The organism is Candidatus Synechococcus spongiarum, assembly GCF_900047545.1.
In the GTDB taxonomy this organism is placed as follows: domain Bacteria; phylum Cyanobacteriota; class Cyanobacteriia; order PCC-6307; family Cyanobiaceae; genus Synechococcus_B; species Synechococcus_B spongiarum_C.
Genome location: NZ_FITM01000079.1, coordinates 1 through 8,127 on the forward strand (window position 1 = coordinate 1; position 8,127 = coordinate 8,127).

6 protein-coding genes are annotated in these 8,127 nt (G+C 62.2%); 4 read left to right on the forward strand and 2 right to left on the reverse strand.

Features of this window, described 5'->3' with window-relative positions; genetic code table 11:
* The coding region (locus tag FLM9_RS03110; protein ID WP_143324575.1) for an LCP family protein at positions 1-599 on the reverse strand (599 nt) is incomplete at its 3' end.
* 218 nt (positions 600-817) lie between these two features.
* Here FLM9_RS03110 and FLM9_RS03115 point away from each other — a divergent pair.
* Together FLM9_RS03115 and malQ are read left to right on the forward strand one after the other, a co-directional pair.
* Positions 818-1,816 carry an NAD(P)H-binding protein gene (locus FLM9_RS03115; protein ID WP_438801328.1) on the forward strand — a complete coding sequence of 333 codons (999 nt, stop codon included), beginning with the start codon at positions 818-820 and terminating at the stop codon, positions 1,814-1,816.
* Positions 1,795-3,348 carry a 4-alpha-glucanotransferase gene (gene malQ, locus FLM9_RS03120; protein WP_257242980.1) on the forward strand — a complete coding sequence of 518 codons (1,554 nt, stop codon included), beginning with the start codon at positions 1,795-1,797 and terminating at the stop codon, positions 3,346-3,348. Before FLM9_RS03115 ends, malQ begins: the two co-directional genes overlap by 22 nt.
* A gap of 16 nt (positions 3,349-3,364) precedes the next feature.
* Here the strand turns inward: malQ and FLM9_RS03125 are convergent, their stop codons facing one another.
* The gene (locus FLM9_RS03125) at positions 3,365-3,994 is read right to left on the reverse strand and encodes a hypothetical protein (RefSeq protein WP_074457216.1); all 630 of its coding nucleotides are present in this window, start codon (positions 3,992-3,994) and stop codon (positions 3,365-3,367) included.
* A 68-nt stretch (positions 3,995-4,062) separates the two neighbouring features.
* On the opposite strand from FLM9_RS03125, the gene FLM9_RS03130 reads away from it, so the two are divergent.
* Together FLM9_RS03130 and FLM9_RS08620 are read left to right on the forward strand one after the other, a co-directional pair.
* Positions 4,063-5,220: a metallophosphoesterase family protein gene (locus FLM9_RS03130; protein ID WP_074457217.1), complete on the forward strand. Its 1,158-nt coding sequence runs from the start codon at positions 4,063-4,065 to the stop codon at positions 5,218-5,220.
* A 16-nt stretch (positions 5,221-5,236) separates the two neighbouring features.
* Positions 5,237-7,942: an AAA family ATPase gene (locus tag FLM9_RS08620; protein ID WP_081340160.1), complete on the forward strand. Its 2,706-nt coding sequence runs from the start codon at positions 5,237-5,239 to the stop codon at positions 7,940-7,942.
* The last annotated feature ends 185 nt before the right edge of the window (positions 7,943-8,127 follow it).

Below are 8,127 nucleotides of genomic sequence, written 5' to 3' on the forward strand. Positions count from 1 at the left end.
CCGGCGCCGACGCTGGAGGCTTGGTAATTGCCGTCTTGCACGTCCTGTACGATAGTTCCGGCGTCATTCGGGGGAGAAGTGACCCGTGCAAGTGGCTGGGGGGGCGGATCCAGCATCATGGGCACACCACCCATGACATCCACAAACGCCGCCAGGGACGGGCTGCTGCTCAGAATGTAACGATCCACCAGGGTCTCGGGATGGTTCGGGTGCTGTTTCAATAATTCCGCCACGAGCCTGACATCGCCGATGTTGTAGGCACGGCTCAGGGTGACGGTGCCGCTGCCTGGCACCGTCACCAAGGTTGTGGCAGGCACCTGGAGGAGTCGCACGGGCTGACCCGGGACCAGATGCACCAGCAGAATATCACTAATGTTGGGGAGTTGCTGTTCAGTGTCTTTCGGGGCAAGACCCATGAGGAGCAACATGAGGGGATCCTTGAGCGCCGGGCTCGTGCCCTCCTGCTGACTCCCGTGTCCAGAGCGACTCACCAGATCAGCCTGCCTCGGCCAGAGGCGATTCAAGGCCACCGAACACACCAGGAGCGCAACAAAGAACGTGCCCAACCGCAGGACAATGCGGAGAAAAATGGATGGCATTCTGTTGTGTCCTAGTGACGCTAGTCTCCGATACCACAGGTTTTGCATGGCGTTGCGGGATTAGTGAAGTCCCCGTTGACTCCCGGCTCAGGCAAAATGGATTCAAGGCCAATGATTCAGTCTCCATTCCTTTTACGACAAGTCCCCTGAACACACAAAAATCTCAACCCCCCGACGGGGGAGCCAAGTCTGGCAAACAGCTGTCGCAGCAGGTTCTTGTGGTGGGCAGCACCGGCTACATCGGCAAGGCAGTGGTGCGGGCTCTGGTCAACCGGGGTCATGGGGTGGTGGCCTTTGCCCGGCCCCGCTCCGGTGTTGGCGGCACAGATGACGAGGAGGCAACCCGTCAGGCCCTGGCCGGAGCGGACGTGCGCTTTGGTCAGGTGACCCGGTTGGATTCCCTACTGGCGGACGGCGGTCGGGGCGAGTCTTTCCATGCCGTCATCTGCTGCCTGGCCTCCCGCACCGGAGGGGTTGCAGACAGTTGGCGCATCGACCACCAAGCAACGGCTAACGCCATCGCGGCAGCCCGCCACCTGGGGGCCCGCCAGTTTGTGTTGTTGTCGGCCATCTGCGTGCAGAAGCCGTTGTTGGCCTTTCAAAAGGCCAAAGGCAAGGTGGAAGAAGAACTCAAGGCCTCGGGTCTGATCTGGTCCATCGTGCGGCCCACGGCGTTTTTCAAGTCCCTGGCCGCCCAGGTGGAATCCGTCCGACGGGGGTGTCCCTATGTGATGGTTGGCGACGGCCGGCAGGCAGCCTGCACCCCCATCAGTGAGGAGGATCTTGCTGAGTACATGGCAGATTGTCTGGAACGGCCCGAGCTGCAAAACCGTATTCTGCCCATTGGTGGACCCGGTCCGGCCCTGACGGCCCGGCAACAGGGGGAACTGTTGTTTTCCCTCCTGCAACGTCCCCCCCGCTTTCTCCGCCTTCCAATGGCGTTGTTCGACGTGGTCATTCAGGTCTTCACTGCCCTCAACCGGCTGGCTCCCGGCCTAGAGGACACCCTGGAGTATGCCCGCATCGGGCGCTACTACGCCACGGAATCCATGCTGGTGTGGGATCCGCAAACCAACGCCTATTGTGCAGATGCCACGCCATCCACTGGAACGGACACCTTGAAGGATTTCTACAAGCGAATCCTGGGCGAGGGCCTTCATGGGCAGAACCTTGGCGACCAGCTTCTCTGGAACCGTTGGCGAAAACCCCAACCCTGAACACACGTCTCAACGGTCGCTGCGCAGGTGTTTTGCTGCACCCCACCAGCCTGGGCAGGACGCCGGGCTGCGGCAGCTTCGGCCAGGAGGCCGCGGCCTGGATTGCCGCCATGGCGCGCCATGGTCTGGGGGCATGGCAGGTGCTGCCCCTGGCGCCGCCCGACCCTCTGGGTTCCCCCTACAACGCGCCCAGCGCCTCGGCCATCAGCACCCGCTTTCTGGATGGAGAGGCACTCCACACCGCTGGCCTCATCCCGGAGGACACCCTCCAGCAACTGCCTGGCGCCCATCAGCCTGCAAGACCGCAACTGGACGGCAAACTGGCGGATGCCCGCGCCGCCCACTTGGGGCGGGCACTGCTGCAACGCTATCGGCAAGGCCTCATGCGTGGGTCATACATGGAGGACTTCGCCACATGGCGTCGGGATCAGTGGTCCTGGCTGGAGGACCACTGTCTCTATCTGGTGATCAAGGGCTTTCAAAAGGGGAGACCCTGGTGGCGGTGGTCCCGTCCCCTGGCGCAACGCCACCCCGATGCTCTGGCCCGTATCCGCCGCACGGCTGCCGACGCCATGGATCAAGAGGCGCTCCTCCAGTGGCAATTGGACCGCCAGTGGGGAGACCTGCTGTGCCAGGCCCGCAGCAAGGGCATCACCGTCATTGGGGACATGCCCTTCTACGTGGCCCACGACAGCAGCGACGTGTGGGGTCACACCCATCTCTTCAGTGTGTATGGGGATGGGTCATTGCGGGAGCAAAGCGGTGTTCCCCCGGATTACTTTTCCGCCACGGGTCAACTGTGGGGCACCCCCACCTTCGCCTGGCATCGCCATCGGCAAGAGGATTTCCGCTGGTGGCGAGAGCGCATCCGCCGCCAGTTGCACCTGGCCCACGTGCTGCGCATCGACCACTTCCGTGCCCTGGAGTCCTATTGGGCAGTTCCTGGCCAGGATCAGGATGCCCGTGATGGGCGTTGGCACCAGTCACCCGGCGCCGCCATGCTGCGCCAGTGGCAGGAGGCGTTTCAGGATCTACCCCTCATTGCCGAGGATCTGGGGGTCATCACTCCAGCCGTGGAGGCCCTGCGGGATGATTTCCAGCTTCCTGGCATGAAAATTCTCCAATTTGCGTTTGACGGCCACCCCAACAACCCCTATCTGCCCCACGTCTATCCTTCCGACAACGTTGTGGTGTTCACCGGCACCCACGACAACGCCACCAGCGTGGGGTGGTGGGCCAGCCTGAATGGAGAAGACCGGCAGCGGGTTGAAACCTATCTGGGGCATCCGGTCACGGCACCGGGCTGGCAACTGCTGCGCCTTGCCCTCATGTCCCGCGCAGCGCTGGTGATGACGCCGCTCCAGGACCTCATGAGCCTGGGGGACGAGGCCCGCATGAATCGCCCCGGCACCACAACAGGCAACTGGAGTTGGCGGATACCGGTTCCCCTGGAGCAGTTGGACGGCCACCTGCAGGGCTATGGGGCCATGGCGGCCCTCTACGGGAGAGGGTCCTGCACCACGGCATCTTGAGTGACCTTGAGTGCCGTCAAGGGGCAGTCACCTGGAAGAGCCCCCGGGTTGCATCCAGGAGGGCAAGGGGTTGATTGTTCCAGCGGACAACGGCGCCGTCCGGTGGCATCACCGTCACCGCAAACGCTGGCTGCAGCCGCCAGCGTAGCGTTCCGGATGCTACCATGAACTTAGTATCCACGGCCCCTTGCTGGGAGACGGTGACCTGGGCAGGTGCGGTCATAGTCACCTCCAGGAGGCCGTATTGGGGCGCCGGATCCGCAGGCTGTAAGGCCTCCCGCAACAGTTGGCGGCGAATCGCCGGATCCTCAAGGCGGGTCAGGGGTTGAAACTCCACTGCCGGATTCACGGTCTCCACCTGTTCCGCGAGCCGCACCGGCGTATTGCTCAGGTGAATCTCCAGGGGCAAGGGCGCAATGGGCTCCAGATTCAACAGATTGTCGGCAGCGAGGCGACGCTGCTGCAAGTTCAAGCCGTAGAGCAGGACGGCAACCAGCAGCCCATAGACCACAAGCCCCTGGCCACTGTCCAGGTCGATCTGACCTTTGAGGGCAACCCAAGTATTCCAGAAGCGTTCAATCCTCCTGCCGGTGGCGTTGTCCTGGCCAGCCGCGCCATGGGCATTGACGGGATCAGTGTCCTGCATGGGTGGGGGGATGGAAGGGACACTTTCAATCAAACTACCTAAAGTCGGAAGCAGGAGGACAGCATCCCATGGTTCGCCTGATCCACACAGCGGATTGGCAGATTGGTAAGGGCTATGGAAATTTTGCGGAGGAGGCTGCTTATGACCTGCGCAAAGCCCGCCTGGACGCTGTTGATCGCATTGGTGCGGCGGCCCAGGAGTTGGACGTGGCTTACGTGGTGGTGGCTGGGGATCTTTGGGATTCCCCCACCCTCCCCATGGACACGGTGCATGAGTGTTTTCACGCCATTGGCAGGATGGGGCTGCCTGTTCTGACGATTCCCGGGAACCACGACCACAGTGGTGCCGACGGCATCTGGCACAGGCCGGAGGTTCAGGCCTCACAGCAGCGCTATGCCCCCAACCTGAGGCTGCTGGCCCAGGCGGAACCGGTCGTGCTGAGCGATCTGGTGGTGCTGCCCTGCCCGTTGTTGCGCCGCCACAGCGCCACGGACGCCACGGCCTGGTTGCATGCTTTCCCCTGGGACACCCTGCCGGCAGATCGGCCCCGCCTTGTGCTGGCCCACGGGAGCGTCACCAGTTTTGGCCAGCGGGTTCACCACAACGTCATCGCTCTGGGTGATCTGCCCACTGCTGCTGTGGACTACGTCGCCCTTGGCGACTGGCACGGTCTCAAGCAGGTGGCGCCCAAGGCCTGGTATTGTGGCACACCGGAACCGGATTGCTTTGATAAAGAGGGCAGCGGCAGACGGTCTCAAGTGCTGCTGGTGGACGTGGAGCGCGGTGGGACGCCACAGGTGACCGCTCATCCCACGGGCCACTTCCACTGGCACCAGTTGAAGACGCAACTCTCCGGCGCAGAGGACCTGCGCCGCCTTCAGCAGCAGGTGGACGGCTGGATGGAGAACAGGGTGCGCCGTGATCTGCTCAATCTGGATCTGGGCCACAGCATCCTGGATTTTGACAGCCATGACCGCTATGTACAGTGGAGTAAAGGTTTGCGTGAGCAATTGCTGGTGATGGTGCGCAAGGGCTCCTGCACCGCCGTGCCCACGGGTGAAGATCTGGACGTGCTGCTGAACCGGCCTGAAGACCCTCTCATTCGCTCCGTAGCCACCCAGTTGCAGCAGCAGTGTCTTCAAGACCCCAGCTCCGGGATTGCCTCCAGAGCCCTGGCGGAGTTGTTTCACATGGTGCGACGAGAGGAACAAGCCGGACGCGCTTGACACAAGCCCCCAACCCATGTTTTTTCCGAGGATGCAACTGAAGCACTGCCGGATTTGTAACGTTCGCGTCCACCGGGAATTGAGCCTGGACTTTGCGCCGGGGCTCACCCTCATCGGCGGCGCCAATGAAGCGGGCAAGAGCACCCTTCTGGAAGCCCTGCGCCGGGTCCTGTTCCTGAAGGCCACCACCAGCGGCGCCGTGGTGAACGCACTCCGCTCCCGCACCCACCCGGGGGTGCCGACGGTGGAGTTGACCTTTGCGGCCAGGGGGCGGAGTTGGCGCCTCCATAAGGAGTTTGGCGGTGCCCGGGGACGGACGGAACTGCACCCTTCTGGGGGCTCACCTCTGACGGGACCCGAGGCGCAGGAGATGTTGGCAACGCTGCTGGAGAGCGGCGGCCCCCTGGACGGCCGGGCCGGTTCCGACCTTTATGACAAATGTTGGGGTCACCTCTGGGTTGTGCAGGGAGAGGCGGGGAACGACCCTCTCCAGGATCGTGAGACCTATCCCCTGGAGCAACTGATCCGGCAACTGGAGCAGCGGGGCGGGGCGGCCCTGCAATCCCCGTTTGATCAACAGGTGGCGGATCGGGTTAATGAACAACTCAACGCCATCTTTACCAACCTGGGCAGAAAACCCAAGCCCAAGAAATATTCCTCCCTGTGGACGGCTGAGCAAGAAGAAAAACAGGCGGCCGAGGATTTGAAACAAGCGAAGCAACGGGTGGTGGATGACAAGGTTGTCAGCCAGGAGCTTGCCCAAGTGGATGACAAACTGGCAGAGGTTTGTGGTCAGCTGGATGACCTCAAAACCCGTCTGCCCAAGTTGCGGGAACTGCAGAACCAGTGTCTCCTGGAGGGCAGCAAACTGAAGACCCTGAACATCAGGGTGGAGAGCCTGGGCCAGGATCAAAGCAGACTCAAGAAACTGACCAGCACAGGACAGCAGTACAAGCTGGATCAGGAACAGTACAAGAAAAACGAGAAGGCATTGGCGTCGCAACTGGCCAGCGCCCAGCAGACCCAGGCGGAACACCAGAAGCAGGTCGACGACTTGCAAGAACGGGATGCCTACCTGTCCCATAAGGTGGCTCAACTGCAGTGCTGGAAGGAGCAACGGCGACTCCAGCAGGAGATTCAGGCGCTGCAAGAGCAGCAGCAGGCCCAGGAGCAGTTAAACAGCGACTTGAGACATTTGCCTGCCGTTGACCTTGGCCAGGTGAAGGAACTGCGCCGACTGGAAGACCGTCAGCGGGATTGCCGAACCCGCCAGGATGCTATGGCGGCCACGGTGGAACTGCTCTATGCCCAGGCCCATCAGCAGGTGCGGCTGGGAGAGCAACCCCTCACCATGGGCCAGCCGCTGCCATTGACCGGGGCGGCGGAGTTGCGGGTGGGAGATGACGTGACGGTGCGCATCAGCCCCGGCGGGGACCAGGCGGCCCTGGCCAAGGCCCACCAGGAAGCCACCCAGGCATTGGAGGAAAAGCTGCGGTGCCTGGGTGTGGCCAGTGTGGAGGTGGCTGACGAGATCTCCCGTAAGCGGCAAGAGTTGCAGGCCCAGCTTCAGCCGGCGGATCCCCAGACGCTCCAGAGCCTTCAGGAGGAATTGACCCACGTGGAAGCCCAGAAGCAGCAGTTGGCGCAAGAGGCACCGGGCCAGGCTGCACCGGGCAAAGCGGACCCAACACCCACCGGGGAGGTCCCCCTCACCACCGCCGGGCTGGAATGCCAACTTGGGGAGCACCAAAACGCCAGTCGGGAGGTGAAGAATCTGTGTCGGCAAGCCGAGGAGGACTTGCGCCTAGCCCAAAAGGCACTGACCGACATCGAGACTAAACAGGCTCAGGTGCAGACCCAATTGCAGGCGCTCGCCAGCCAGGAAGAGGATCGCCGGGGGCAGGTGGAGGAGCTCCTGGCCACCTACAAAACCACCGAAGCCCTGGAAAAACTCCACACCCAGGAGAAGCAGAAGCAGACCATTTCCCAAGCCGAGCTGAAAAAACTTCAGCAGCAGCTCCAGGCGTTGACGGTGCCGGAGTCAGGTGCTCCGGAAATGATCATCCCCGAGCTGGAACGCCAGGAGAGAGAGCTACAGGACCGTCAACAAGAGTTGCTTCATGAGGAAGGAACACTTCAGGAGCGGCGCCGGAGCATCAGCAGCCAAGAAGAAGACCCCATGACCACCCTGGAGAAGGCCCAGGCCGCCTGGGAACAGGCCCGGGAGCAACGGGAGCACCAGCAGCAGTTGGGGAAAGCCCTGTTGTTGCTCAAGGAGCTTTTCCAGCAGGCGCAGGCGGATCTCTCCAGCCGCTACACCGAGCCCCTGGCCCAGGCCATCAGCAGCTATCTGGCCCCTTTGTACCCTGACCGGCAAGGCGGCCCCGTCTGCGAGATGAGTTATACACAGGATACAGGCTTGCATGGTCTCCAGTTGTGGCGCGACCAGAACCCGTACGACTTTGCCCAACTCAGCGGCGGCATGAGGGAACAGTTTGCCGCTGCCCTGCGCCTGTCCATGGCCGATGTTTTGAAGCATCGCCACGACGGCTGCCTGCCCCTGATCTTTGACGACGCCTTCACCAACACCGACCCCGAGCGCATCCCCATGGTGAGCAGGATGTTGGAAACCGCTGTGGCTCACGGCCTCCAGGTGATTCTGCTCACCTGTGATCCCCAGGCCTATGGATCTCTGAAGGCGGAGAGGGTGCATGGTTTGTAGCGGCTTTCCTTTTTTCCAAGGAAACAGAAGCGTCACAAACTTTTCCGTTTTGGCTGATCAGGGAATTCTCATTTCAGCACTGGCATAGGGCTTCTTGCTCAGGGTTCCCGTACCCCCGACCTTGAAGCTGCTCCAACTGACGCCAGAAGCCGGGGTAAGACACACCGGCGGCAGCAGCCCCCTGA